This is a genomic window from Ulvibacter antarcticus, assembly GCF_003688405.1.
Lineage (GTDB): Bacteria > Bacteroidota > Bacteroidia > Flavobacteriales > Flavobacteriaceae > Ulvibacter > Ulvibacter antarcticus.
Genome location: NZ_REFC01000011.1, coordinates 916,819 through 941,854 on the forward strand (window position 1 = coordinate 916,819; position 25,036 = coordinate 941,854).

21 protein-coding genes are annotated in these 25,036 nt (G+C 37.1%); 14 read left to right on the top strand and 7 right to left on the bottom strand.

Features of this window, described 5'->3' with window-relative positions:
- The 5 genes from BXY75_RS04395 (at position 1) to BXY75_RS04415 (ending at position 5,868) form a co-directional block, all read left to right on the top strand.
- Positions 1-1,365 carry a tetratricopeptide repeat protein gene (locus BXY75_RS04395; protein WP_245962913.1) on the top strand — a complete coding sequence of 455 codons (1,365 nt, stop codon included), beginning with the start codon at positions 1-3 and terminating at the stop codon, positions 1,363-1,365.
- A 25-nt stretch (positions 1,366-1,390) separates the two neighbouring features.
- Positions 1,391-1,960, top strand: coding sequence for an LPS export ABC transporter periplasmic protein LptC (gene lptC / locus BXY75_RS04400; RefSeq protein WP_121906470.1), 570 nt, complete (start codon positions 1,391-1,393; stop codon positions 1,958-1,960).
- Positions 1,950-2,147, top strand: a complete 198-nt coding sequence (locus BXY75_RS04405; RefSeq protein ID WP_121906471.1) for a hypothetical protein — start codon at positions 1,950-1,952, stop codon at positions 2,145-2,147. The genes lptC and BXY75_RS04405 overlap by 11 nt, the downstream gene beginning before the upstream one ends.
- Positions 2,148-2,207: 60 nt before the next feature.
- Complete coding sequence (locus BXY75_RS04410) at positions 2,208-3,461, top strand: hemolysin family protein (RefSeq protein ID WP_262697273.1); 1,254 nt, start codon at positions 2,208-2,210, stop codon at positions 3,459-3,461.
- A gap of 301 nt (positions 3,462-3,762) precedes the next feature.
- On the top strand, positions 3,763-5,868 hold the full coding sequence (locus tag BXY75_RS04415) for a peptidylprolyl isomerase (RefSeq protein WP_121906473.1): 2,106 nt from the start codon (positions 3,763-3,765) through the stop codon (positions 5,866-5,868).
- A gap of 53 nt (positions 5,869-5,921) precedes the next feature.
- Here the strand turns inward: BXY75_RS04415 and BXY75_RS04420 are convergent, their stop codons facing one another.
- Both BXY75_RS04420 and BXY75_RS04425 read right to left on the bottom strand, forming a co-directional pair.
- Positions 5,922-6,836 carry a GYDIA family GHMP kinase gene (locus BXY75_RS04420; protein ID WP_121906610.1) on the bottom strand — a complete coding sequence of 305 codons (915 nt, stop codon included), beginning with the start codon at positions 6,834-6,836 and terminating at the stop codon, positions 5,922-5,924.
- A 1-nt stretch (position 6,837) separates the two neighbouring features.
- Positions 6,838-8,151, bottom strand: a complete 1,314-nt coding sequence (locus tag BXY75_RS04425; RefSeq protein ID WP_121906609.1) for a hydroxymethylglutaryl-CoA reductase, degradative — start codon at positions 8,149-8,151, stop codon at positions 6,838-6,840.
- A 361-nt stretch (positions 8,152-8,512) separates the two neighbouring features.
- On the opposite strand from BXY75_RS04425, the gene BXY75_RS04430 reads away from it, so the two are divergent.
- From BXY75_RS04430 to BXY75_RS04450, 5 genes are all read left to right on the top strand, one after another.
- Positions 8,513-10,726, top strand: a complete 2,214-nt coding sequence (locus tag BXY75_RS04430; RefSeq protein ID WP_394347325.1) for a S9 family peptidase — start codon at positions 8,513-8,515, stop codon at positions 10,724-10,726.
- A gap of 23 nt (positions 10,727-10,749) precedes the next feature.
- Positions 10,750-12,141: a peptide MFS transporter gene (locus BXY75_RS04435; protein WP_121906475.1), complete on the top strand. Its 1,392-nt coding sequence runs from the start codon at positions 10,750-10,752 to the stop codon at positions 12,139-12,141.
- Between the two features lie 18 nt (positions 12,142-12,159).
- Positions 12,160-13,947 (top strand): peptide MFS transporter, encoded by a 1,788-nt coding sequence (locus BXY75_RS04440; RefSeq protein WP_121906476.1) that lies wholly within the window; start codon positions 12,160-12,162, stop codon positions 13,945-13,947.
- A gap of 82 nt (positions 13,948-14,029) precedes the next feature.
- Positions 14,030-14,572, top strand: a complete 543-nt coding sequence (locus tag BXY75_RS04445) for a thioredoxin family protein (protein ID WP_121906477.1) — start codon at positions 14,030-14,032, stop codon at positions 14,570-14,572.
- Positions 14,573-14,601: 29 nt separating this feature from the next.
- Positions 14,602-15,141: a thioredoxin family protein gene (locus BXY75_RS04450; protein WP_121906478.1), complete on the top strand. Its 540-nt coding sequence runs from the start codon at positions 14,602-14,604 to the stop codon at positions 15,139-15,141.
- A 21-nt stretch (positions 15,142-15,162) separates the two neighbouring features.
- Here the strand turns inward: BXY75_RS04450 and BXY75_RS04455 are convergent, their stop codons facing one another.
- Together BXY75_RS04455 and BXY75_RS04460 are read right to left on the bottom strand one after the other, a co-directional pair.
- Complete coding sequence (locus BXY75_RS04455; RefSeq protein ID WP_121906479.1) at positions 15,163-17,190, bottom strand: ComEC/Rec2 family competence protein; 2,028 nt, start codon at positions 17,188-17,190, stop codon at positions 15,163-15,165.
- A gap of 50 nt (positions 17,191-17,240) precedes the next feature.
- Positions 17,241-17,825, bottom strand: a complete 585-nt coding sequence (locus tag BXY75_RS04460) for a C40 family peptidase (RefSeq protein ID WP_121906480.1) — start codon at positions 17,823-17,825, stop codon at positions 17,241-17,243.
- Between the two features lie 60 nt (positions 17,826-17,885).
- On the opposite strand from BXY75_RS04460, the gene BXY75_RS17000 reads away from it, so the two are divergent.
- Entirely contained in the window at positions 17,886-18,239 is a 354-nt protein-coding gene (locus BXY75_RS17000; RefSeq protein ID WP_147437224.1) for a hypothetical protein, read from the top strand.
- On the opposite strand, the gene lpxB is transcribed toward BXY75_RS17000, so the two are convergent.
- The 3 genes from lpxB to surE all read right to left on the bottom strand — a co-directional run bounded on the left by lpxB (position 18,212) and on the right by surE (position 20,603).
- Positions 18,212-19,336: a lipid-A-disaccharide synthase gene (lpxB, locus tag BXY75_RS04465; protein ID WP_121906481.1), complete on the bottom strand. Its 1,125-nt coding sequence runs from the start codon at positions 19,334-19,336 to the stop codon at positions 18,212-18,214. The genes BXY75_RS17000 and lpxB overlap by 28 nt on opposite strands.
- A 200-nt stretch (positions 19,337-19,536) precedes the next feature.
- Positions 19,537-19,827 (bottom strand): hypothetical protein, encoded by a 291-nt coding sequence (locus BXY75_RS04470; RefSeq protein ID WP_121906482.1) that lies wholly within the window; start codon positions 19,825-19,827, stop codon positions 19,537-19,539.
- Positions 19,827-20,603 carry a 5'/3'-nucleotidase SurE gene (gene surE / locus BXY75_RS04475; protein ID WP_121906611.1) on the bottom strand — a complete coding sequence of 259 codons (777 nt, stop codon included), beginning with the start codon at positions 20,601-20,603 and terminating at the stop codon, positions 19,827-19,829. Before surE ends, BXY75_RS04470 begins: the two co-directional genes overlap by 1 nt.
- Before the next feature lie 180 nt (positions 20,604-20,783).
- Here surE and BXY75_RS04480 point away from each other — a divergent pair, with 180 nt between their 5' ends.
- The 3 genes from BXY75_RS04480 (at position 20,784) to BXY75_RS04490 (ending at position 25,030) form a co-directional block, all read left to right on the top strand.
- Positions 20,784-22,916: a carboxy terminal-processing peptidase gene (locus BXY75_RS04480; RefSeq protein WP_121906612.1), complete on the top strand. Its 2,133-nt coding sequence runs from the start codon at positions 20,784-20,786 to the stop codon at positions 22,914-22,916.
- 62 nt (positions 22,917-22,978) lie between these two features.
- Positions 22,979-24,103 carry an ABC transporter permease gene (locus tag BXY75_RS04485; protein WP_121906483.1) on the top strand — a complete coding sequence of 375 codons (1,125 nt, stop codon included), beginning with the start codon at positions 22,979-22,981 and terminating at the stop codon, positions 24,101-24,103.
- Positions 24,104-24,214: 111 nt separating this feature from the next.
- Positions 24,215-25,030 carry a DNA/RNA non-specific endonuclease gene (locus BXY75_RS04490; protein ID WP_121906484.1) on the top strand — a complete coding sequence of 272 codons (816 nt, stop codon included), beginning with the start codon at positions 24,215-24,217 and terminating at the stop codon, positions 25,028-25,030.
- Positions 25,031-25,036 lie beyond the last annotated feature (6 nt).

The following is a 25,036-nucleotide window of genomic DNA, read 5'->3' on the forward strand; positions in this document are numbered from 1 at the left end:
ATGAAAACTAAAGCAATTTTACTCGTAATGCTATTCGCATTCACTTTGGGGGGTAAAACCTTCGCTCAAGCAGATAATAAATGCTTTGAACTAGGTTCTTTATTTATAGAGCCTGCTAAAGCTAAAAACTATGAAACTGCCCTTCAACACTATGATCAGGTTGTTAAGGAATGTCCTACTTATAGTATGGCTACTTATCAATATGCAGTTAAAATGTTTGAACACTTTATTGAAAATGGCGATAAAAGTAAAATTGCTGATCTCGAACAAGCGTATAAATACAGAATTCAGTACTATCCTTCAAAAACCAAAGAAGGTGATGTCTTGTCAGATATCGCTCAAATAAAGTACGATAACAGTATCGGAACTAAAATGGAGCAGTTCAAAGCTTTCGATGATGCTTTCAAAAAAGATCCGGAAAATTTTACTAGTCCTAAAAGTATTTATACTTATTTCTCATTAGCAGTTGACTTACAAAGTACTGGAGAGATGGATGTGCAAAATGTATTCGATCTTTATGATGTAGTAACCGAAAAAATCGAAAAAGAAGAAAGTGAACTTGCTGTAAAGTTAACTAAGTTAACAGATATGCAAGATGCTGGTGAAAAATTAACCGGAAGAGACGAGAAGCGTTTAAGTGGTTATGAAACAAATCTTGGGTCTTATGGTAAAGTAAAAGGAAGTGTCGATGGAAAATTAGGTAAGTTGGCCGATTGTCCAAACCTTATTCCATTATATAATAAAGACTTTGATGCCAAAAAAGACGATATTGACTGGATTAAGCGTGCGGCAGGGCGTCTTTCAGGAAAAGATTGTACAAACGACCCTTTATTTATAAAATTGGTGAAGCAGCTAGATAGATTGGCTCCTTCGGCAGATACTAAGCTTTATTTAGGTCAGTTGGAAAAAGAAAAAGGAAATTCTGCTCAAGCTATTTCTTACTTCGAAGAGTCTGCAGGAATGCAGAGTGACCCTCGTAAAAGCGCAAGAATCTACTACAGAATTGCGGAAGAGAAACGTCAGAATGGACAAAGTGGACAAGCTAGAACTTATTACATGAAAGCCGTAGAATATCAGCCTTCTATGGGTAGAGCATATTTGAAAATAGCTAATATGTATGCTGCAAGTGCTAACAACTGTGGTAATACTGTTTTTGAAAAGAGAGCAATTTATTGGAAAGCTGCAGAGATGGCAGAAAAAGCCGCTCGTGTAGATGGATCAATCGCAGGAAATGCTAGAGCAACAGCTTCAAGTTACAGAGAGCGTGCTCCGCAAAAAAGTGATATCTTCGATGCCGGTATGGGTGGGAAGACGATCTCATTCAACTGTTGGGTTGGAGGTAGCGTGAGAGTTCCTAATCTATAAGATTCCGGGCGAAGTCCCGAACTGAATGAAAAAACACAAACATATTGTAAAAAGCGTGATGGCTCTATTTTTTGTCATCACGCTTTTTGCATGTGAAGGAAATTATAAAAATATTCAAAAGTTGAATTTAAAGGACAATGCTCCTTTTGCGGAAGGAAAGAATATTAACCTTAAATATACCGATTCGGGGAAGGTTGTTACCAATCTTCTGGCCGCTAGACTTTGGGATTACAGCAATATGGAATTTCCATATCAAGAGTTTCCCGACGGAATTGAACTACACTTCTGGGATGATGAAAAAGAGAGTACTGTAACCTCAGATTATGCGATTCGTTTTGATGAAACCGACATTGTGGATTTGCGAAAGAATGTTGTGCTGGTCACAAGCGATAGTCTGGTATTAAGAGCCGAGCAGTTATATTGGGACCAGAAAAATCAATGGGTATTTACCGACCTGCCTTATCAAATTAAATTTAAAGATGGTTCCTATAATGACGGTGCGAGGTTTGATTCCAGTGAAGATTTTACTAACTTCATCTCGCGGAAGAACCAAGGTGTTCAATTGATCGATAAAACAAAAACCGATGGCGAATAATATTTACAAACTCTTTGAATACGCATATTTGGCTATGGCTGCGTTTTCCGTATATATAGTGTACGAAAACTGGTCTGACAACCGAAACAGAGCTTATTTGTTTGCTTTTTTTGGGGTAGTTGCCATTTTTATGTTTTTCTTTAAAAGAAATTTTAGAAGAAAAATGGATGAGCGAAATAAAAAATAAGGTGTTATTGACATTTTTTTTTAAAGCTTTAGCCCTTAACATAACTCATAACTAACTCCTGTGGATTACAGTGTTTTTATAATCATTCTCATGTTAATTCTTTCCGCTTTTTTCTCTGGGATGGAAATTGCCTATGTTTCTTCCAATAAGATTCATATAGAAATTGAGAAAAAACAAAATAACTTTCTGGCAGGCGTTCTTAAGAAAATAACCAAACGCCCTTCTAAGTTTATTGCGACCATGTTGGTTGGTAACAATATCGCTCTGGTGATCTATGGATTCTATATGGGGGATTTGTTGATGCAAAGATTTCCTGTGGAAGGCTTTGCAGGTCTGCTTTTACAAACAGTTATTTCTACATTGGTTATATTGCTTACTGCGGAATTTTTACCGAAGGTGTTTTTTCAGATATATGCAAATAATTTACTGAAGATCTTCGCGGTTCCAGTTTACTTTTTCTACGTGGTATTTTCTTTAGTTTCTGAAACTATTATCTGGATTTCAGATCTTGTACTTAAGCTCTTTTTTAAAACAGAAGGAGATATGGTGCAGCTCAGCTTCAGTAAGATCGAACTTGGGAATTACATTTCAGAACAAATGGAAATCGTCGAGACACACGATGAAATCGATACTGAAATTCAAATCTTTCAAAATGCCCTGGATTTTTCCGAAGTAAAATCAAGAGAGGCTATGATTCCACGTACTGAAATGATCGCCGTGGATATTGAAACAGCGCCAAAAGACTTAACAAAGATTTTTATTGATACAGGTCTTTCCAAAATTCTGGTTTATAAAGATAATATCGATGATATTGTAGGTTATGTACATTCTTTCGAACTTTTTAAAAAGCCACAAAGCATTAAAAAAATAATCATGCCGGTTATTTTTGTTCCTGAGACTATGTTGGCCAAGGATGTACTTAATATTTTAAGTAAAAAACGAAAAAGTTTGGCTGTTGTGATCGACGAGTATGGAGGAACTTCCGGGATTATTACTGTAGAAGATATTATTGAAGAGCTGTTTGGTGAGATTGAAGATGAGCACGATAGTGTTGCTCTAATCGAAGAGGAACTAGGTGAAGGGAAATATAAATTTTCGGCACGACTGGAAGTCGATTATCTTATAGAGACCTACAAGTTGAATTTTACAGTAAGTGAAAATTACGAAACACTAGGGGGGATGATCGTTCACTTTAGGGAAGAAATCCCGGAACAAGGAGAAACTGTACAGATAGACCGCTATTCTTTTCATATTCTTGAAGTTTCCAACACCAAAATTGAACTGGTAGAAGTTACTCTTATTCCGGAAGATTAATAAAGGTTATTATCTAGATTTTTTGTCTCATGTTTTACTAAAATAGTGTGTTGTCCCATTTAATTTAAAACATCTAATCAAATCCCTCTGATACTGCATTTCATCTATTTTCTTCAATTCCTGAAAATATTCAAATTAACTTTTTTATTAATGAAGGGAAAATAGTATTTTCGCCCCCTGATTATTGTGAAGATTTTCCCTAAAATTCAGTCTTATAAAGAGTAAGCAGTAAAATAGGGACTAACATAATTCTTTCAAAATCGATTAGAATCGATAGTTAGAATGTAAAATTAAAGTACAAATGGCAATATTAAACAACATTAGAAAAAGAGGAGTCTTTCTTATTATCATCATCGCATTAGCGTTGTTCTCCTTCATTCTTGCAGATGTTATCCGTAATGGAGGTTTTTCCTCAAATAAATCACAAACAACTGTTGCAGTTGTAAATGGAACCGATATCGATCGGGAGAGTTTTATGCAACAAGTTGAAAATGTACAACGCCAGTTAGGACCAAATGGAACTACATCTCAGGCAATGAATCGAGTTTGGGAAACTGAACTTAGAAAAGTGTTACTTGAAGAACAGTACGAAAAATTAGGACTTTCTGCAGAGAAAGCTCAGATTGGAAGTGCTATGCGTCAAAGTCTTGCAGGAAACCCAACTTTCTTAAATGAAGCGGGACAATTCGATGAAGGAAAGATGCAGGAGTATATTGCTAGTATTAAAACTTCAAACCCGGTAGCATACCAACAGTGGTTGGATTATGAAAAGAGTGTTGAGGCAAGTGTACTACAAGACACATATTACAATCTTATAAAAGGTGGATTGAGAAGTACCTTGGCTGAAGGTGAGCAGGAATATCGTTTTGAAAATGATAAAGTGAATATAGAATATGTTCAAATTCCTTATACAAAAATACCAGACGGGGATGTTACTGTAACTGATGAAGAGATTAAAGCTTACGTAAAAGAACATTCTTCTAAGTACGAAGTTGAAGCTAAGGCAGATATTCAATATGTTACTTTTTCTGAAGAGCCTACGCTAGATGACGTAAATGATGCAAAAGCAGACATTGCAACGCTATTGAGTCCAAAGTATCAGTATAGCGATACGATCCAAGGATTTGCTAAGGCGGTGGATTTCGAAGAATTTGTAAATGCGAATTCAGATCAGCCTTATGTTGATAAATGGCAATTTAAAAAGGAGTTACCTCAAGAAGCTGCAGATTCTATAATGGCATTGAAAGTAGGTCAAGTATATGGTCCTTATAAAATAGGGAACAACTTTAACCTGAGTCGTATTGTTGAAACCAAACAATTGCCAGATTCTATTAAATCAAAGCACATCTTGGTTCGATTTGCCGGAACTTTAAGAGCAGCAGAAGATATTACACGATCTAAAGAAGAAGCACAAAAATTGGCAGATAGTCTTTTGACGGTAGTAAAAAGAGATAAAAGTAAATTTGATGTTCTAGCTGGTCAGTTTTCAGATGATACATCAAATAAAGATAAAGGTGGAGATTTAGGATATAACGCTCCCGGAAGAATGGTTGCAGCCTTCGATAACTTTACTATCGATAACAAACCAGGAACTGTTGGAGTAGTTGAAACTGATTTCGGATTTCATGTTATTTCTGTGGAAGATCAAAAGAATCTTCAGAAAGCAGTGAAAGTAGCTACAATTACTAAAGAAATTGAAGCATCTGAAAAAACAATGAGTGATGTATTTGCTCAAGCTTCTAAGTTTGAGTTGGGATCTCAAAAAGGTGATTTTTCAACCTTCGCGAAAGAACAAAATATAGAAGTGAAACCCGTAAATAAAATTGATCGAATGGATTCAAATATCCCTGGTGTTGGAAACAATCGTTCTATTGTAAACTGGGCATTTGAGGAAGACACCAATGTTGGAAATGTAAAGAGATTTTCAGTACCTAATGGCTACGTAATTGTTCAAGTAACAAGAAAATCACCTAAAGGATTAATGAGTGTTGCTGAGGCTTCAACAGCTGTAACGCCAATTCTTCGTAACCAGAAAAAAGCTAAGAAAATTCGTGAGTCAATTACAGGAACAGAGCTTAAGGAAATCGCGGCAAGTCAGAATGTAACAGTTCAAAATGCAACGGCCTTAACAATGGCTGCTCCTACTATTCCTGGTGCAGGTGCTGAGTTAGCTGTGGTTGGTGCTGCTTTTTCTAAGAAAGCTGGTGAGTCTACAGGACTTATAGATGGAAAAGCGGGTGTGTTTAAAGTGAAAGTGTTGGCGGTAAATAAGGCGCCAAACCTTGAGAGTTATACTACCTATGCAAATCAATTAAACGCCAAAATCACGCCTACAGTGAACAATGCGATCTTCAAGGCTTTGAAAGAGGGTGCGGATATCGAAGATAATAGAGCAAATTTCTTTTAAAAAGATATTTAAAACATATACAAACCTCTCTGAAGTAATTTAGGGAGGTTTTTTTATTTAACCATTTCCGAATAAGAAAGAACCGTACTATAACCTTTTTTTCTGAAGTAATCTCTATCTGCTTCATCACCAACAGCTAGTATAAAGTCTCCACCCCAGGCACCCAAGCTCTTTATAGAATTAGGATAATCTGAGAATAGCTGTTTCTTGATGGTTGGGATTTTTAGTATTTCTGAAATGAATTCTTCATGCTTCTGAAGCGATTGCTCAAAACTAGTTAGATCTTTAGTATCCAGAATAGCTCTGGTGATTGTACTTATCGTTTGAAGATGCTCTACACCCACTGAAGCGAGCCGGAAGCGATTAATCCCTTCTTTACTGTCCTGTTTTCTGTTTAGATAAACAAAAAACAATTTATCGGTGAAATTCCAATGGATCTTGATCTTTTCGATCTTCGGGTGTCCATTTTCAATTCTGTATAGAATAGGGCTATCGTTTTGAGCTGCAGCGATATCATAGCCACTGCCTCCAAAACTCTTATCTAATAATTTGAAAGCATCAACTTCTGCCCATTGCGCAATATTATTTATTAAAGTAGAAGAAGTTCCCAAACCCCATTGACGATCAAAATTTAAACGGCTAACTACTTCGTACCCTTTTGCATCATTCAAAAAACTTGGATTCAGCTGTTTGGCTACTTTAAGTATATTAAGCAGTGTTTCTCGAATGTTTTTGTTTTCTCCTGAAACATCTTCAAATTGAACAATATCGGATATTGTAAAAGTATCTTCGTACCAAATACTGTCGTCGACCGCAATACTTTTCCATGAAATACCGGCTTTTTCCGAAGCTAATATTTCCAGAGATTGTCCAAAACGAGAGGGGACGGCAAGCGCCTCGGCACCGGCTAATACCAAGTATTCGCCACTTAGAAGTAATTTACCGTTGCTATAGAATTTCCTTTTCAAATTAGTTACGTAAATTTTCGACAAAACTTTCAACCGAACTATGAGTCACCTGATGCTCAGTAAAAAAAGTTACAGCCTTCTCTTTTTCGAGTTCTGTGGCTTCCATTTGGTTCAAGATATTCATCAAATGCATTTTCATATGCCCTTTCTGGATTCCTGTTGTCACTAAGGACCTTATGGCAGCGAAATTTTGAGCCAATCCTGCCACCGCAACGATTTGCATTAATTGCTTGGCATTTGGTTTTTGTAAAAGTGTAAAGGCCAATTTTGTTAACGGATGTAAGGAGGTAAGTCCGCCCACGGTGCCGAGAGCCAATGGTATTTCAATACTAAAAGTGAAAATACCGTTTTCGACTTTGGCATCAGTAAGACTCGTATAGTTTCCATCTTTTGAGGCATAAGCATGCACTCCAGCCTCTACAGCTCGAAAATCGTTACCTGTTGCGAGAACGACAGCATCTATGCCGTTCATTATGCCTTTATTGTGAGTAACTGCACGTCTTGGTTCCACTTTAGCAATGTCGATCGCACGTACAAACTTTTGGGCGAAGACTGCACCATCAATATGTTTTGTAGTTAGATCTTCAACCTTACAAGAAACTTGTGCACGCACCAAACACTCAGGGACAAAATTGGATAAGATACTAAGGACTACTTCGGGTGATTGATTGCAATTCTTAAACGGGGTATAAGTAGATGCCTCTGTTTCAAAAGTTCGTGCAATTTCTTCAAGACAGCTGTTTATAAAATTGGCGCCCATTGCATCCAGTGTTTCAAAAGTGCAATGAAGTTGGTAATAACCGTTAAGTGCCTTGGTCGAATTTAGTAATACGATATCAATGAGTCCGCCGCCACGTTTTTGCATGTTTTTCTGAAGAGAAGCGATGCTTTCTATCAGTTTAGGTTTTACTTCGGAAAAGAACGTGCTAATATCAGATTGCTTTCCGAAGAAATTTACATGAACCTGTCCATTTTTCTGAGTGGAAATGACATTGGAAGTAAAACCTCCTTTATTCAACCAGAATTTTGCTGCATTACTCGCAGCTGCTACAACCGAGCTTTCTTCGATTACCATTGGTAACGTGAAAAGTGTGCCGTTGATTAGAAAATTTGGTGCGACTCCCAATGGTAGGTAATAGTTACTTATAGTATTCTCGATAAAATCATCATGAAGCTTTTGAAGTTTTTCATCACTATTCCAATATTTTTTTAGGGTAGCAATGGCAGTTTCGTCATTGCTAAAATGCGTTGTAGCTAACCACTCGAGTTTTTGTGCTTTAGTTTTTTTTGAAAATCCTGAAACGGGTTTGTACATATTTTGAAACATTGTAAAGGGCAAAGATAGCGTTATTGAGGAATTGGTATTCGAATAAAGTCAAATTTGCACTATTCATTGAAGCCGCAATTTTCAAAAATGCAGAAAAAGTAAAGTCAATTTCTTGTTTCCCGTTGAACTTCAGAAGAAACTATAAAAAAAGATCACTCATGGCATTACGTATTTTCTTACGATGGGAGATGATCTGTCTCAAAGTATCCATTCATAATACCTTCAGAAAAGAAAATAGAAAGCTGAGGATTCGTAGTGCATTTCGTCTTTAAAAATGCGCTATTTAACATAAAAACCCCAATACTTTCAAGAAATTTTAGTAAACTTGGCGTAACAAAAATTTAACATCTTGAATAGACATATTCTTACACGAATTTTAGTGCTGTTTCTTACTGCATCTACTACACTTTTAGCACAACAAAAAAACATTACATTAGAAGAAATTTGGGGAGGGTCTTTCCGGACTGAAGGACTGGATGTTCTGCGTTCTCTTAAAAATGGAGAGGAATATTCGGTACTTAATTACGACCAAACGGCGAAAGCATCTACCGTTGATGTTTACGATTATAAAAGTGGAAAGAAGGTAAAAACACTTGTAAATACCAACGATCTTGCCGGAATCGAGCATATTATTTCTTACGAATTTAGTAAAGACGAGTCCAAACTTCTTTTGGCAACCGAGCTTAAACAAATTTATAGACGATCGAGCTTAGGGACCTACTATGTGTACGATATAAAATCGAAGAAATTAGACCTTGTATCCACGAACAAAATTCAGGAGCCTACTTTTAGCAATGATGGGTCGAAAATCGCTTACGGTTTTGACAATAATTTATTTATAAAAAATTTAGCATCCGGAAAAGAGCAACAGATCACATCCGATGGGAAAAAGAACAGTATTATCAACGGTATCACCGATTGGGTTTATGAGGAGGAATTCGCTTTTGTAAGAGCCTTCGATTGGAACAAAGATGGATCTAAACTAGCATTTATCCGATTTGATGAGACTGAAGTTCCTGAATTTTCTATGGATGTCTACGGAAAAGAATTATACCAGACGCAAGAGGTATTTAAATATCCAAAAGCAGGAGAAGCAAACGCGAAAGTATCTTTGCATTTATATGATTTGGCAAGTGGCCAGACTTCAAAGGTCGATCTTTCGCAGTATAACAGTTATTATATTCCAAGAATCGAATGGACAGCAGACAAAGATGTGCTAAGTGCACAACTTACCAATCGACATCAGGATACGGTAGATCTGATATTTGTGGATGCGTCGAATAATACTTCGAAGCTTATTTTAAAAGAAACAGATAAGGCCTATGTTGACATAACAGATAATCTTACATTTTTAAATGACAACAGTTTTATCTGGACCAGTGAAAAAAGCGGTTGGAATCAAATTTACTATTACGACAAGACAGGAAAGCCGGTTAATCAAGTTACTGATGGTAATTGGGAAGTAACTAATTATTACGGTTTTGACCAAAATACCGGCCGAATTTATTACCAATCTACCGAGAACGGAAGCACTAACAGAGATGTTTATTCGGTGCTTCGATCTGGCAAGAACAAAGTGCGATTAAGTACGGAATCAGGGACTAATGCAGCCGATTTCAGTGCTGATTTCAGTTATTATATTGGTACATTCTCAAGTAGTGAAACTCCCTATGTTTACACATTAAACGAAGCAAAAACAGGAAAGCTTGTTAGGGAGATCAAAAACAACAATGAGTTAAAAAATAAATTGGCAACTTATAAGATGTCGCCAAAAGAGTTCTCTACAATAAATGTAAATGGTGAGGAGCTTAATATGTATACTATTAAACCTCAAAACTTCGATCCAAATAAAGAATACCCGTTATTTATGTATCAGTATTCTGGACCAGGTTCTCAGAGCGTTGCCAACCGTTGGGGAGGAGCGAACGATTATTGGCATCAAATGTTAGTTCAGGATGGGTTTATAGTTGTTTGTGTTGATGGAAGAGGAACCGGATTAAAAGGACGGGATTTCAAAAAAATGACGCAAAAAGAATTAGGAAAGTATGAAGTTGAAGACCAAATTGCAGCTGCTGAGAAGTTAGGTGCATTGCCTTATATAGATGCCGACAGAATTGGGATCTGGGGTTGGAGCTATGGTGGATTTATGTCGTCAAACTGTCTGTTCCAGGGAGCAGATACTTTTGCAATGGCAATAGCTGTGGCGCCCGTATCGAGTTGGAGGTTCTACGATACTATCTATACTGAGCGTTATATGCAAACACCTCAGGAAAATCCTTCTGGCTATGATGAGAATTCTCCAATTTCACATGTGGATAAATTAGAAGGAGATTATTTATTGGTTCATGGTAGTGCAGATGATAATGTTCATGCTCAGAATACCATGCGACTAGTGGAAGCGTTGGTGCAAGCTAATAAGCCTTTCGATTGGGCTGTTTATCCAGATAAGAATCATGGAATTTACGGAGGAAACACGAGATTACATTTATATAGTAAAATGACTCGATTTATAAAGGAATCTTTGGGAGAACCTAAGGACAATCTGATAAAAATTAAAAACTAAATCACTAATTTAATCTAAAATATATGGCTTCGACTTTACAACCTAAACAAAAAGAGTTATTCGGACATCCGGTAGGGCTTTATGTACTGTTTTTCACAGAAATGTGGGAGCGTTTTTCGTATTACGGAATGCGCGCGATTTTAGTACTTTATCTTGTAGCAGAATCAACCGGTGATAACGAGGGATTAGGTTGGAGTAATGGAGAAGCATTGGCCTTGTATGGCTGGTACACCATGTTAGTATATGTTGCATCTATTCCCGGAGGATGGATAGCTGATAAGTTTTTGGGTCAGAAGAAATCTGTGCTCTATGGAGGACTTCTGCTTGTAGCAGGTCATAGTATATTGGCAGTTGAGCAAATGTGGGCTTTTTATACAGGTCTTGGATTGATCATTGCAGGAGTTGGAATGCTAAAGCCGAACATTTCGACCATGGTTGGTGGATTGTACAAGCAAGGAGATATTAGAAGAGATAAAGGATTTACAATTTTCTATATTGGAATTAACATCGGTGCATTTTTATCGAGTTTAATCGTTGGTTATGTTGGAGAGGTTTACGGATGGCATTATGGATTTGGATTAGCTGGAATTGGTATGGCATTGGGCCTTATCCAATACCTTTTAGGACAAAAGCATTTAACCCATGTAGGTAATTATTCGGGTACTTCAGATAATCCTGAAGAAATAGCAGCAATGAAAAAGCCGCTTACAAAAATTGAAAAGGATAGAGTAGTTGTATTGTTTATTTCGTTCTTATTAGTAATTGTCTTCTGGGGTGCTTTTGAGCAAGCCGGTGGGTTGATGAATATTTATGCTTCAGAAAAGACAGACAGAATGTTAATGGGCTGGGAAGTTCCTGCCTCTTGGTTCCAGTCATTAAATGCAATGTTTATTATTATATTAGGAACAACCGTAGCGGGTTACTGGGCAAGCCGAAAGCTTAAAGGAAAGGTTTCTACCTCTTTATTTAAAATGATCATCGGATTAATTATTATGGGGACCGGTTTCTTTTTTATGACTGCCGCAGCAGCTCAGTTTAATAGTGATGGTTCTTCTGCAATGTATTGGTTAGTATTGGCTTATTTATTCCACACTGTGGGTGAACTTTGTCTTTCACCTGTAGCATTATCTTATATTACCAAATTAGCGCCATTGAAATATGCTTCATTAATGATGGGTATATATTTCGCAATGACTGGTTTTGGAAACAAACTCGCTGGTTTATTGGGAGAAGCTTCGGAAGATTTGGGAGAGTACACAATATTTACAGGAATCGCAGTTTTCTGTGTAATTTTTGGAATATTAGTGATGTTATTCAGAAAGAAATTAGAGCATCTAACACATGGTGCAGAAGATAACGAGCGTAAGATGATGGAGCAGGAGGGTTACGAACTAGCCGACGAAAAGATTAATTAATTTTTAAATAACTCTCCTATGAATACAGATATAGAAAATTTATTTAAAGACAAAGTTTTAGGGCATCCCGCAGGACTTTTTATACTTTTTTTTACCGAAATGTGGGAGCGATTTTCATTCTATGGAATGAGAATTCTCTTAGTGCTTTTTTTAACGGCACCGTTATTAAGCGATAATCCTGGTTGGGACTGGCCTCGCGAACATGCATTGGCACTTATTGGTACCTATGCTTCCTTACTATATTTAACACCAATTATTGGTGGATGGATAGCAGATAAAATTACAGGTTACAGAATGGCAGTGGTCATTGGATGTATAATTATGACCTTAGGCCATGCGTCCATGGCTATGGAGACAACAACTTCATTTTATTTAGGACTTGCACTTTTGGTGATTGGTACTGGTTTTTTTAAGCCGAATATTACTTCAATCATTTCTGAAATGTACAAAGGAAAGGAATCCAAAAAAGATGGCGCCTATACTTTATTCTATATGGGGGTGAATGCCGGAGCTTTTTTCGGAATGATGCTTTGTGGTTATTTGGCCGAAAATTTTGGATGGTCCTGGGGCTTTGGGCTTGCAGGTATTTTTATGTTTTTCGGAATGCTTCAGTTTTTAATGGCAAATAAAATTTTCGGTGAAATTGGTGCTAAACCTTCCAAAGTACATGAAGTGGAAATTCCACAAAACATAAATGAGGAAAGACCCGAATTACGTCAAGATGAAGACAATGTAGCGATCAAATTAAATCCGTTCACAATGTTTGATTACATTCTCATTGTATTATCGTCTGTTGGAGGTTTGTTGTATCTCTTCAACGATCCTATGGAAAAGATTTACGAAACATCATTGGTGCCCTTTGAGATTGGTGGAATGAGCGGAACAAACATCGTGGTTCTCTCAGCGCTGTTTATGTTCCTTATTCTATTGGTTACGCGTATTTCGCGGTATTTACCAATAGTTCGGGACCGACTTATTGCTGTGTCAATTTTTGGTCTTTTTACGGTTTTCTTTTTCGCATTTTTTGAGCAATCATTGGGATCGATGACGCTCTTTGCACAGGATTATACCAATAGAAATCTAACAGGGGATTCTGCAGCTATATTTAAGGTTGTAGATGCCCTTTTAACAACAATTCCACTAATAATAATTACCTGGGTAATTTATTTACTTGTCAAAAAAACCTATACAAGAATTGGTTTATCAAACATAGCATTGGTAATCGCTTTTTTAGGAATATGGGGATTAGTGATTTTCCGTTTGGCAGATAAGTTTTCACAAACAGAATTAGAGGTAGATGCTACTTGGTTCGGAATTCTTAACTCATTTTTTATTATTACGCTGGCTCCCATTTTTTCAAAATGGTGGGAAAGCAAGTACAATCCAAGTGCCGCAATAAAATACGGAATAGGATTAGTGCTACTTGGACTTGGTTTTGCCGTACTTTCATACGGTGCTTCAGATATTCCTTCGGGAGCTATGACAGCTTCAGTGAGTATGGTTTTCTTAATACTGGCATATTTGCTACACACTATGGGTGAATTATGCCTCTCTCCATTGGGTCTTTCTTATTTAAGTAAATTGGTTCCGGCACGTATGATTGGTTTTATGTTCGGGGTTTGGTATCTCGCAATTGCCGTAGGACAAAAAGCGGCAAATACAATGGGTGGAATGATTGATAAAATATCGGCAGAGTATTCTATGGGTACTTTCTTTCTAATTTTTACCCTGATTCCAATTGGAGTTGGATTGATTTCTATCATGTTAAATCCGGTGCTTAAAAAGTTAATGCACGGCGTTCGCTAGTGCACAATAGATTAGTAAAAAAAACGTTCCATTTTTGGAACGTTTTTTGTTTCATAATATTACGCTCGAAAAAACACAGTTAATGAATAAATTAGTACTTGTTATATTCTTATTGGTTGTAGGATCTGTAAGCGCTCAAAAAATTAATTGGATGTCGATGGATGAGGCACTAGCTGCTCAAACCAAAGTGCCTAAACTTATTATGGTCGACATGTATACTAATTGGTGCGGACCTTGTAAAATGATGGACAGAGATACCTTTAACAATCAAGATGTGGCAGATTATGTGAATGAACATTATTATGCCGTTAAGTTCAATGCTGAAGGAAATGATGTAGTAAATTTTAATTATCAAACCTTCTCGAATCCTGATTACAACCCCGCGAAGGCGAACAAGAGAAATGGATTACACGAATTTAGCCGTTATGTAGGTATTAGGGCATATCCAACCGTGGTTTTTATTAATAATGATATGGAAGTGATTACAGCAGTAAAGAGCTACCTAACACCACAAGGACTTGAATTATACCTTAAAGTATTTGCAACTGGAAAATATTTGAGCTTAACTTCTCAAGAAAGTTTCAATGCTTATTCGAAGAATTTTAAATCTGAATTTAGGGGATAGAAATTACCACTAAATACGACCTATACATTATGAAAAAAATACTACTACTTTTTATTATTCTTATTACCACAGGAGTCTCCGCGCAAAAAATACAATGGATGACCATGAATGAAGCTTTGGCTGCTCAAAAAGTAACGCCAAAGAAGATTTTTATGGATGTTTATACCGTCTGGTGTGGACCTTGTAAGATGTTGGATAAAAACACCTTTAGCAATAAAGATGTCATTGAATATGTAAATGAGCATTATTATGCTGTAAAGTTTAATGCGGAAGGAACTGAGGAGATCATTTTCGAAGATTTTACCTACACAAATCCTAATTATCAGGAAGGGCGAAAAGGTAGAAATGCAACGCACTTTTTTGCCGATGCCCTCAAATTAAGAGGATATCCGAGTTTGGTGTTTTTTGAAGCAGACGGAACTTTAATTCAGGCACTTCCAGGTTATAAAACGCCGCCACAATTAGAGGTATACCTAAAAATGATAGGAAGTGGGGATTATAAAAATGTTAATACCGCCGAAGCGTGGCAGGAATATCAGCAAAACTTTAAAAGTACATTCAAAGGGTAGCGTTTTTAGTTAAGTGTTTCTCTACTCGATGATGAGAGCTCCCTTATTGCCAGTATGGTGAAAAGGGAGCTTTTTTTGTGCACAGGTTTTCCGCCAACGGTTCACATAAGAAGTATAATTACTTCCATCTGCAACTACCAACTTCGGTTGCAAACTATCGATTAGTCGTTCTAAATGTAACTTCGGACTAGATGTGAGAATCACAATTGGTTTTTCTGAAATTTTTGGATATACACCTAAGCTGTCTAAAACGAGTATTATTTGGTTGTTGTATTTTAATACCTTCGGAAGGCTTGCTTCGGAAAGAACGCGAATGCCTTCAGTTTGGTAATAATCTTTGATTGGATAGTTGTATTGGTAGTTTGTTGTAGTATCGCTTCGGAAGAGACGCAACGCATCTCCTTGTTTGTAACCCATCAACGACTTTCTGCTCTTATGAAACACAACGAATTGATTTTCCGAAGAAGAAAAACGTTCCCAAATAAAACTGCTTGCTAATAAACTGAAGCATGCGAGTGTGACCATAATTCGCTTATAACTGAAGCGATTCAAAAGCCATAATAAGCTTATGAGTAGAGAATAAGTTGCTATGACTTTTGCTTCGGAAAAACGTATGCCTTCAAATAGAAATTGCTCCTGTCCCGCGACCCAACCTATAAATTTGTTTAACATATAAATGCAATAATGATATGTTTCTCCCAACCATAACGGAAGTTGATTAATCAACGACAGTAGTAGAATAACAATTCCACAACCGATTATAATTCCGAGGAAAGGCAAAAGAATAATATTACTAAGTAGAAACAATCCCGGAAACTGATGAAAATAGTACAAGGTTAAAGGAACAATTCCAATTTGAGCTGATAAACTAACTGTTGTGATGTTCCAAAATAATTTATCGAGATAATATCGAGGTTTGTAGATGCGCGAAATAACCGGATTTAAAAGCAATATGGATAGTACTGCCATATAGCTCAGCTGAAACCCAACATGGAACAACCACTTCGGATTTATAATTAGTAACACAAAAAAAGAAAGAAAAAGCGTATTTACCGAGTTGGTTTCTCTGCGGATAGCTGCTGCAAAGGCAAAAAATGAAAACATGGTCACCGCTCTTGTTACCGAGGGTGATAATCCGGTCAATAAAGCATAGCCCCAGAGACAACAAAAAACAAGTAAACCGTGAATTATAACGCCATGAGGCAGCCTTTTAAGCGGCTTGAAAAGATTGGATAAAAGGAGAAAAATAATTCCTACGTGTAGCCCCGAAACAGCCAAAATATGAACTGCTCCTGCAGCTGCATACTCTTTATACAACTCACGGCTTATGTCTTTTTTCTCACCAAGAATCAATGCCTGGATAATAGCCCGTTCGTTTTCACCAATAGAAGTGCGTTCTAAAGCGCTAATTAAGTGATTGCGCAAATTTTCCGCACGCCCTTTAATAGTGAGGGATCCGGAGCTTCGGTTTAGAATGTCATGTTTTGAAATTCTAAGTTGTTTGTAAACATCCAAAGTTTGTAAATAAGCACCATAATCGAATTGCCCGGGATTCTGTGGTTCGGGAATAGATTCAATTGTTGAGTTCAACAGAAGCGTCTCATCAATGCTAAGTTGTGCTATCGAATCTCTTTTCTGAACATAGAGAAGTGCTTTTCCATGACAGGATTTTCCTTCAATGGCATTAATTTCTACTATATATTTCGAATTAAAACGGTCCGGTTTCAGTTGATCTATAATTTTTAGTTGAATTGCAGAGGGACCAACATTGGTGGAAAGTTGTAAATAATGATTAGATCGGAAATCAGGTAATCGGGTTTGATAGTTTAAAAAACCTAACGTTAAGAAAATAAGACAGCTTAATATTCCAAATAGCACGTTTTGAAACAGCTGTTTTCTTGCGATAATCCAACTTAAACATAACAATAGAAAGAACCCAGTCACAATGGGAAACGAGAAGATAGAAATGTCGTTTACAAAATGTGAAAAACCAATGCCCAGTCCCATAAATAGGGAGAACATTATAACGGGAGTGTTGATAAACTTCATCCTCAAAGAAAGTATGAGGGGAATTGAAGTCTTCTAAAGATAGTAATTTTCTAGATAACGCGTTTTACTTTGACGAAGGCGTTTTTCCAATAATTTTCGTCCATAGAAGAAATAATAACGCCTCTAGATGTCGTGGAATGTATAAATAGAATTTCTCCAGGCTTAGCTTCCACAACGATGCCTACGTGATTGATCGCGTGACGTTTGCTGGTTTTAAAAAACACCAGATCGCCCTCGGTAATATCACTAAGTTGGACATCAACTCCTTTGGTGGCCATGTCCCGGGAGATCCTGGGCATTACCACGTTTTCCTTTTCAAAGGCTGTATATACCAAGCCCGAGCAGTCCATTCCATTAGAAGTTGTGCCACCAAATTTGTATCGCGTGCCTTCGAAGGTTTTAGCAAAATCGATAATATTTTCCAGTTTTTCTTGATTGGATTCTTTGGTAATTACCTCGTCGGCCTCGGTTCGGGTAATGACGATTTCTTCTTTGGATTCTCTTTTCTGAACGGTTCTTGTTCGATTGGGATTACCATCTTTACTAACGATAATCGTTTTGGTTCCTCGGTTTTTTGAACTTCCGCAGGAAACCAAAAATGTAACAAGTAATATTAAAAGTAGTATTTTTTTCATGTAGGGCATTTATGAAACGATGTTATAAATTTACTATATTTACTTGAATAGACGTAAGAAATGCTTTACAGAAATGCACTTTTATTAACTGGCTTATCAACAGACGATAGCATTCTTTATGGGTACATAACGATGGTTACTTTAGGAGTATTGTTTAACTGGTGGCTTCGGAAATATCCGTACTTCTTTAAAACCATTCTATTTTTCAAGCCCGAAACCTTTCAGAAACTACATTTATACACTTTGCAATTTTCTTCCGAAGAAAACAAACAATCATATGATATTGTTATACCGTGGTACAAAAAAGCCGTACTCATATTTGTTGGATTGACAGTAGCTTTTACTCCCTTCTATAACTTTGTAGAAACCCTGCGGCCAGAAACTTACTATTTAGCGAGCTGCTGTATTTGCTGAAATATAAGCTGTGCAGTTTTTTCACTGGCACCCCGACCTCCTAATTTTTGTTCCAGATCATAGTAATCTAGAAATAATTTAGCGCGTTGATAAGGATCAAGTATAGTAGTCAGTTCTTTTTGAAGACTTTTAGAATTAAAATCGGTTTGAATTAGTTCGGTAACAACTTCTTTGTCAAGGATTAAATTAACAAGTGAAATATACTTCAGATTGATTACTCGTTTGGCAATTTCATACGAAGCCCGACTTCCTTTATAGCAAACCACCTGAGGTACTTTAAACAAGGCAGTTTCCAGAGTGGCTGTTCCCGAAGTAACTAATGCTGCTTGTGAAACACTTAAGAGATCGTAGGTTTTGTTAAGCAATAGATGTACGTTTTGTTTCTGAATAAATGGGGAATAGAACTCCCGATCCTGGCTTGGAGCACCCGCAATTACGAACTGGTAATCCTTAAAGTTTTCCACTATCGATAGCATCACCGAAAGCATTTTTGTAATTTCCTGTTTCCGACTCCCGGGAAGTAAAGCGATAATGGGTCGCTCATCCATACCGTGCTCTTTCTTAAAAACTTTTGGGTCAACCTGATCTCGATTAGATATTGCATCGATCAAGGGATGTCCTACAAAATGGACCGGAAACTGATGTTTCTTTTCATAAAATTCTTTCTCGAAAGGAAGAATTACATACATTGCATCTACATCCCGCTTAATTTCTTTTATACGCCCTTCTTTCCAAGCCCAGATTTGTGGTGAGATATAATAGTGATTTTTATAGCCCTTTTTTTTGGCCCATTTCATGATTCGAAAGTTGAATCCCGGATAATCGATATAAATAATTACATCAGGTTGATACGCTTCAATGTCTTTCTTACAACGTGCGATATTTTTGAAAATAGTTCTCAGGTTGAAAATCACCTCTACAAAACCCATAAAAGCGAGCTCCCGATAATGCTTTACCAGTGTACCTCCAACTTTTTCCATAAGTTCACCCCCCCAGAAACGAAACTCCGCCTCTGCATCTTGCTGCTTTAGCGCTTTCATTAGGTTTGCTCCGTGTAGATCACCGGATGCTTCTCCTGCTATGAGATAGTATTTCATAGGATTTGTTTAATATTTACAACGACATTATTTAGGTATTATATAAAAATCAATCAACTTCTCTCTCTCTATATTCTTATTCATACAAAGACATTATGACTCCTTCCCTTTAAAGGGAAGGTTGGGAAGGGATGTTAAGACAAATCAATCTAATTGTTCCTATTACGTAATCGACACAATTAATTCTCTATAGCTTCAGACTACAAAAACTTTGAAATCAGAATTAATATTGCCGCTAAAATGGTTGCCATTAGCACTCCTCTTGCTCTGTAATATCGCTTTTTTTTCAGAAAAATAAAGAAAGCAGCTAAATTTAATAATGCTCCTAATGCGATAATATTTCCAAAAACATCCTGTTCCAGAGCGATTTCTAATGAGGTTTCCAAAGTGTATTTCGAAAAGAAGAACACGTAAAGATAACTTCCAATACAGTTGGCTATTATGCCAATTATAAATCCGATGCCTATTTCTTTTCCGATACTTTTATTCATCAGATATCCCAGGTATTTATGTCTTTAATAGCATGATGTGCTGTAAGATCGAATTGAACAGGTACAACAGAAACATATCCATTGTGCAATGCCCATTCGTCTGTGTCTTCGCCTTTATCATTGTTTACAAACTCGCCCGTAAGCCAGTAATAATCACGTCCCAACGGATTAGTGCGTTTATCGAAATTTTCTTCCCAATGTGCATTAGCTTGTCTGCAGACCTTGATGCCTTTAATCTCTTTTGAAGGTAATTTAGGGATATTCACATTGAGGACTACTCCTGTAGGCAGCCCGTTTTTAAGACATTGTTTTACCAATAGCTCAATATACTTCTTTGAAGGTTGAAAATCAGCTTCCATGGAGTAATCAAGTAGTGAAAATCCGATGGAAGGTATTCCCAAGGTTCCCGCTTCGACGGCCGCACTCATGGTACCGCTGTAGATCACGTTAATTGATGAATTACTTCCATGATTTATGCCACTAACACACAAATCTGGTTTCCGTTTTAAAATTTCATTAACTGCGAGTTTCACACAATCAACAGGTGTACCGCTGCAGCTGTATTCTGTTTGAGGTTCATCTTTCGCAACCTTCAGTTTATCACAATATAAGGTGTCATTGATCGTTATGGCATGACCCATTGCACTTTGAGGCGCATCTGGAGCCACCACACAAACATCTCCAATGGTATTCATTACCTCGATAAGTGTGCGAATCCCAGGAGCCGTGATTCCATCGTCATTGGTAACTAATATTAATGGTCTTTTTTTTGGCATAAATGTAAATTCAAAAAGCAAAAATACATTTATTAATTCTGAAAAGTGAATTCCGTTTTTTGAAATCTGAATGATCAATTATTTGTTTAACAAAAAATTAGTACCAATACTAACTATTGGCACGGTTTTTTGTATAATTTAGACCGGTAGTAATTAAGTAAGTTGAATAATATGCGAATAATGAAAACGAATTTTAAAGTATTGTTTTTAGCTGTTTTTGTGGCGGCCACCTCTTGTAGCTTCACAACTAAGCAGTTTGACGATCCAGATAAAGATAAACTCCTATTAGATCTTATTGCTTATGTATTGCAAAAAGGGCATTACGACTCTAAGGAGATAAATGATGAATTTTCTGAAGGTGTTTATACCGATTTTATAGATGGATTGGATCCACTTAAGCGATATTTCCTCGCTTCAGATATACAAGATTTTAGTAAGTATAAACTGGAAATCGACGATCAGATTAAAAACAAGGAGCTTACCTTCTTCGATTTAGTCTATACTCGATATATGAAACGTTTGGATGATGTGAAAGGAATGTATGAAGGAATTCTGGAAATTCCTTTCGATTATTCCGAACATGAATCCATAAACGTAGACTACGACCATCTAGAATATGCTACTTCAAATAAGGAATTAAAAGAACGTTGGAGAAAGCAACTTAAGTTTTCTACGATTTCTTCTTACTATGATTTGGTAGAAGAAGAGAAAACTAAAAGTGAAACTGAAACAGATTACACTGCAACATCTACAACTGAACTTGAGGAAAAGTCGAGAAATACCTCTAAAACATCCTTAAAAGAATATTTTGACTTTACCGATGATTTGGAGCGTAAAGATTATTTTGCGATATTCTTAAATACCATTGTTGAAGAGTTCGATCCACATACCAACTATTTTGCACCACCAGACCGCGATCGTTTCGATTTGCGTATGTCGGGTAAATTAGAAGGGATAGGAGCCAGATTGCAGAAGAAAAATGACTATATCAATGTGATTGAAATTATTAGTGGAGGTCCCGCTTGGAGAGGGGAACATATTGATGTTGGAGATATTATTTTGAAAGTAAAACAAGCAGACGAGGCGGATGCCGTAAGTGTAGTTGGTATGCGAATTGACGATGCTGTTAAACTTATAAAGGGACCAAAAGGCACTAAAGTTACTTTAACACTAAAACGTGTTGATGGAACTATTGAAGACGAAGTAATAACACGAGATGTTGTTGAATTGGAAGAGACTTGGGCGAAATCAACTGTAATAGAAAAGGACAATAAAAACTTTGGATTAATCAATTTGCCGGCCTTTTACTTTGATATGGAAAATTACAAGGAGCGAAATGCTGCAACCGATATCAAAAAAGAAATTCTGCGATTAAAAGAAGAAGGCATGGAAGGTCTTGTATTGGATCTAAGAGGTAATGGTGGTGGATCGCTAAGAACCGCCGTGGATATAGCCGGATTGTTTATCAAGGAAGGGCCTGTAGTTCAAGTGGCTTCAAGTGGTAAGAGCAAAGAAGTGCTAAAAGACAATGACGATGAAATTGTTTGGGACGGACCATTAGTAATACTAGTTAATGAATTATCGGCTTCGGCTTCAGAAATATTGGCTGCTGCCATGCAGGATTATAAGAGAGCTATTATAATTGGTAGCAAACAGACTTATGGTAAAGGGACCGTTCAGAATATGATCGATTTGAATCAATGGTTGCGTAAAAATGACCTTGGCGATATGGGCGCTCTAAAATTAACTACTCAGAAGTTTTATCGTGTAAATGGAGGCTCTACTCAGTTAGAAGGTGTAAAGAGTGATGTGGTGATGCCAGATCGTTACAGTTATATCGATGTGGGTGAGCGTGATTATGATAATCCATTGCCATACGATAAGATTGACGCCGCTAAATACGACATCTGGGATGGATATGTGGATTTTCAGGAAACCATTGAGAAAAGTAAAGCAAGAATGGCACAGAGTGAGCAGTTAAAATTGATCGATGATAATGCGCGTTACATTAAATTACGTCGGGATGAAATGGAAGTGAATCTCAATTTTGATGATTACAGTGCTGAGATCGCAAAGCGAATTGATGAGACTAAAAAATTCGATAGTATTGACTCTTATGATAATAAAATGAGCTACCGTTCACTTTCAAACGAAATTGAACTGATGAAACAGGACACTACTTTACGAGAAAAACGGAAGAGATGGCACAAAAATTTAGCCAAGGATATCTATGTAGAAGAAGCAGTTCATGTATTGGAAGATCTTAAAATTAATAATATTAAGGCCGGAAAAGTGGCTAATATTAAGAATTAGAAGTACAATTGCCTTTGATTAAAATTTGAGTTTGATAAGGATGAAATGTATATTTTTACATTGTGAAAACTACAAACACATCTAATCCAAGCGCAGGCGGACTTACAAAAATTGCGCTCCGAAAGTTTAAAAAGAACTTTTGGGGCGTTTTTAGTTTAGCTTTTTTGATTCTTTGTGTTCTCACAGCGATTTTCGCGTATGCATTGGCACCCGATAATTCTCAAAATGCCAATCAGATGCATCTTTCTATACATTCGAAATCACCCGGATTTAGGGTGAACATGCTTACGATACCGGCGGTTGTGGAACAAGAGGATGGTTTTACATCATTTTTCTTCGGAAGGAAGAACGCAGATGCAGAAATTCCTATATCCGATTTTAGTCTGAAGAACAATAAGCTTCAAATAATCGAATATACTTCAGATGGAACAGGAGGATTAGAGAAAGAATTTGATCTTTCCTATTTCCCTAAATCGGCTACGATTGAAGCTATTCCGAAGCAATATATTTCAGAAAAAAAATTCATATTAGGAACCGATAAATACGGACGTGATTTGCTAAGTAGGATGCTTATTGGAATTAGAATATCACTCGCAATAGGCTTTGTCGCAGTCTTTATCTCCCTTATTATAGGTATTACAATGGGAGCATTAGCCGGATATTTTGGCGGCAAAGTCGATGCGGCAATCATGTGGATTATTAATGTGACCTGGTCCATTCCTACCTTATTGCTAGTAATTGCAATTACACTAGCGCTAGGAAAGGGGTTTTGGCAGGTGTTTATCGCGGTCGGACTTACCATGTGGGTAGAAGTTGCTAGGGTGGTGCGGGGACAGGTAATGAGCGTAAAACAAATGCAATATGTGACTGCTGCAAAAGCTTTGGGATATAACAATTGGCGAATTATCACCAAGCATATTTTGCCCAATGCAATGGCACCGGTGATTATTATTTCAGCGGCCAATTTTGCAGGAGCTATTTTAATTGAAAGCGGTCTAAGTTTCCTCGGAATAGGAGCGCAACCTCCCATGCCTAGTTGGGGAGGGATCATCAAAGATCATTATACCTTTATCATACTAGGGAAGCCTTATTTGGCTTTAATTCCTGGACTTGCAATCATGAGTTTAGTAACTGCGTTTATGCTCATTGGAAACGCGTTGAGGGATGCCTTGGATGTACGGAACTAGCAAGGGTTTTATCAGTTCTCTTTCTATGTAAAAAACAGCAAATATCAAGAAAGACTTTAGTGATCGCTTGAAACGCCACATAGGAATCGCTACTTTTGGACAAAAATCAGCATGAACCGAAAGTATTTATACCCTCTTCTTATAATAATTGTCACGGCAGCACTCTATTATGGTGAAAAGTATGTAGATAGACAAAATGAAGCGTATCCGGATACTACTGGCAACAAGATTTTAAGTTCTTCGGAATTTGACGATAGTTTTCTTCCAACTTCAACTACCGGAGCAATTGTAAATCACACCTATTATTCATTATCCTATTCTGAAGCTCACGAACAGGCAGAGTGGGTGGCTTATTCGCTAAGCAAAAACCAATTGTCTAAAAACGACATAGAACGTCCGTATTTTGTGGAAGATCGATTGGTAAAAACCAAATCGGCCGATTGGCGTAACTACAAGAATTCAGGTTTTGATCGAGGTCACTTATGCCCTGCCGGCGATAGAAGATTTTCTTATGATGCCTATCACGAAACATTTTTAACGAGTAATATTAGTCCGCAGAATCATGAATTTAATTCTGGTATTTGGAATAGCTTAGAGCAGAAAGTTCGTTTTTGGGCAGAGAAATACGATGGCGTTTATGTAGTGACTGGAGGCGTGTTAAAAGACGGTTTGCCGGGGATAGGAGAGGAGTCTGTTTCTGTGCCGGAAGAATTCTATAAAATTATTTTGGATGCTTCGGAAGGGAACTATAAAGCCGTTGCATTTTTAATTCCGAATGAGGCGCAAAACGGTTCTTTTTATGATTTCGCTGTACCTATTGACACGATTGAAACCAAAACCGGCATCGATTTCTTTCCGAATCTTTCCGAAGCAATACAAAAAAAGCTGGAATCTAAAATAGATCTGAGTGCTTGGGGTAAAAGATAAGCGTTC

Bases quoted from the DNA above. Each gene is read 5' to 3' on its own strand.
- BXY75_RS04470 (WP_121906482.1), bottom strand. From the start codon at position 19,827: ATGAATAAAAGTATCGGAAAAGAAATAGGCATCGGATTTATAATTGGC.
- BXY75_RS04480 (WP_121906612.1), top strand. From the start codon at position 20,784: ATGAAAACGAATTTTAAAGTATTGTTTTTAGCTGTTTTTGTGGCGGCC.
- BXY75_RS04455 (WP_121906479.1), bottom strand. From the start codon at position 17,190: ATGAAGTTTATCAACACTCCCGTTATAATGTTCTCCCTATTTATGGGA.
- BXY75_RS04490 (WP_121906484.1), top strand. From the start codon at position 24,215: ATGAACCGAAAGTATTTATACCCTCTTCTTATAATAATTGTCACGGCA.
- BXY75_RS17000 (WP_147437224.1), top strand. From the start codon at position 17,886: ATGCTTTACAGAAATGCACTTTTATTAACTGGCTTATCAACAGACGAT.
- BXY75_RS04425 (WP_121906609.1), bottom strand. From the start codon at position 8,151: ATGTACAAACCCGTTTCAGGATTTTCAAAAAAAACTAAAGCACAAAAA.
- BXY75_RS04435 (WP_121906475.1), top strand. From the start codon at position 10,750: ATGGCTTCGACTTTACAACCTAAACAAAAAGAGTTATTCGGACATCCG.
- lpxB (WP_121906481.1), bottom strand. From the start codon at position 19,336: ATGAAATACTATCTCATAGCAGGAGAAGCATCCGGTGATCTACACGGA.
- BXY75_RS04445 (WP_121906477.1), top strand. From the start codon at position 14,030: ATGAATAAATTAGTACTTGTTATATTCTTATTGGTTGTAGGATCTGTA.
- BXY75_RS04450 (WP_121906478.1), top strand. From the start codon at position 14,602: ATGAAAAAAATACTACTACTTTTTATTATTCTTATTACCACAGGAGTC.
- BXY75_RS04395 (WP_245962913.1), top strand. From the start codon at position 1: ATGAAAACTAAAGCAATTTTACTCGTAATGCTATTCGCATTCACTTTG.
- lptC (WP_121906470.1), top strand. From the start codon at position 1,391: ATGAAAAAACACAAACATATTGTAAAAAGCGTGATGGCTCTATTTTTT.
- BXY75_RS04460 (WP_121906480.1), bottom strand. From the start codon at position 17,825: ATGAAAAAAATACTACTTTTAATATTACTTGTTACATTTTTGGTTTCC.
- BXY75_RS04405 (WP_121906471.1), top strand. From the start codon at position 1,950: ATGGCGAATAATATTTACAAACTCTTTGAATACGCATATTTGGCTATG.
- surE (WP_121906611.1), bottom strand. From the start codon at position 20,603: ATGCCAAAAAAAAGACCATTAATATTAGTTACCAATGACGATGGAATC.
- BXY75_RS04440 (WP_121906476.1), top strand. From the start codon at position 12,160: ATGAATACAGATATAGAAAATTTATTTAAAGACAAAGTTTTAGGGCAT.
- BXY75_RS04415 (WP_121906473.1), top strand. From the start codon at position 3,763: ATGGCAATATTAAACAACATTAGAAAAAGAGGAGTCTTTCTTATTATC.